The sequence below is a fragment of the Ammoniphilus sp. CFH 90114 genome (genome assembly GCF_004123195.1).
GTDB lineage: Bacteria > Bacillota > Bacilli > Aneurinibacillales > RAOX-1 > YIM-78166.
Genome location: NZ_SDLI01000047.1, coordinates 1 through 2,000, shown reverse-complemented (window position 1 = coordinate 2,000; position 2,000 = coordinate 1). Strand labels below are relative to the sequence as shown.

At 45.5% G+C, this 2,000-nt stretch carries 1 protein-coding gene; it reads left to right on the top strand.

Annotated elements, in window-relative coordinates; genetic code table 11:
* The first annotated feature begins 575 nt into the window (after nucleotides 1–575).
* Nucleotides 576–1,922, top strand: coding sequence for a group II intron reverse transcriptase/maturase (ltrA, locus tag EIZ39_RS26105; RefSeq protein WP_129204511.1), 1,347 nt, complete (start codon nucleotides 576–578; stop codon nucleotides 1,920–1,922).
* Nucleotides 1,923–2,000: the final 78 nt, after the last annotated feature.

Here is a 2,000-nt window from a genome sequence, read left to right as displayed (position 1 = left end):
CAGACAGTGCGTCATCGTGAGATGGGGTGCGGAGGGTCTGAATGCAAAACCCTGTACAAAGCGAAAGCGAACCTAAGCTGGCGTGAGGGGGGGATGACCATGCTAAAAGATGGGAAGTCCAAATCGCCGACAACTGACCCAAAGCGTTAAGAAGGTTGGGATAGGGTGGAAGTATAGTAGCGTGACCCAAGGAGGTCTCGTGGCTTCCTAGGAATTTTTTTTCTAGGTATTCCATCACCAAGATCAGTCAAGGGATGGATGAAGAGGTACGAGAAATCAGAGGTATCAGTAGTAGCGAGGAACTCCGAGCCAATGAAAACTGGTAACAGTCTGGAGGATAAAACTTGGAGGAATCTATTCTTAGTAATAGAAGAATTGTCACCTCCGCAAGGAAGGAGACAAGGAGCGAAGGGGTACCACATTACAGAAATGTCTCTAAAGTGAGGAAAGTTCTCTTTAGTATTCTGTCATAGAATATGAACAAGTATGGCTTCTCAGGAAGTGAGATTGTCCTGGTCAAGGAGACCTTAAGGGGCTAGAGAAACCAAGTGGAAGCCGGAAATGAAGAAAAGTGAATGGAAATCATCTTGAATAGACAGCAGGAACGGAAGGTAAACGGAATGAAGAAAAGAAAGTGGTATTCCTTATTCGACAAGGTATTCGACACGGTGAACCTTCGGATGGCTTGGTATGACGTAGAGGCCAATAAAGGAAGTCATGGTATAGACGGGGTAACGATTGAACAATTCGGGGAGAATTTGGATTACAACGTACGAGTAATTCAAGAAGAACTGAAGACAAAAGAATATCGTCCACAACCGGTGCGAAGGGTATTCATACCCAAGGCAGATGGCAGTCAAAGGCCGCTTGGAATTCCCACTATACGAGATCGGGTTGTACAACAATCGTTACGTAGAGTGTTGGAGCCTATCTTTGAAGCGAAATTCCTTGACTGCAGTTATGGTTTTCGCCCCAACCGAGACTGTCATATGGCGATCGATAAGATTACCGAGCACCTTGAAAATGGGTACCATTGGGTAGTGGATGCGGATCTCCGATCTTACTTTGACACCATCCCACACGACAAATTAATTGATCGAGTATGGGAAGAAGTGAGTGACAGTTCTGTCCTTAAATTAATCCGAATGTTTCTGGAGTCAGGCATCATGAATCAAGGCGTCTATGAAGAAACCGTCGAAGGGGTTCCGCAGGGTGGAGTCTGCAGTCCGTTATTAGCCAATATTTATCTCCATCCTTTCGATGAGGAAATGACCCAACGTGGGCACAAATATGTCCGTTATGCGGACGACTTTGTGATTCTGTGCAAATCGAAAAAGGCCGCTGAACGAGTATGCGAAAGCATGAGAAAGTATCTCGAAGGACAACTTGAATTGAAAGTCCATCCTACGAAAACCAGAGTGGTTCATTTGGATGAATCCTTTGACTTTCTAGGATACACGTTCTACAGCTGGCAGGATAAAGAGGGGATGCGGAAATATTTCCGACGACCAAGAGATAAGGCAGTGCAAAAGTTTAAGGACTCCATACGGAATTACACGAGACGGAATCAAACGGTCTCTATGGAATACCTCGTGCATAAATTAAACCAAATCATTCGAGGATGGGGAAACTACTTCGGGTACGGGACAGTCAAGACACGTTTCAGAGATTTAGATGGCTGGATAAGAAGGAGAGTAAGAGCGGTACAACTTCGAAGCTGGAGGCATGTGAAGCACTTACATCGACTACTCAGAAAGCAAGGTTTCAAAGGCCCACTGACAGGACTGCCCATGACAAAGTGGCGAAGTTCAGACTGCCAAATGGTACACCATGGACTTAACAACCAATACCTGAAAGAACAAGGACTAACCACACTGACAGAAGTTTACCAAACGGTAATGCTCCGAAAACGGAATATGTAGTGTTAAAGCCGTGTGCGTAGGCCCGCTTGCACGGTTTATTGAGAGGGGTGGATCAGTGATGACCACCCCTACTCTCTT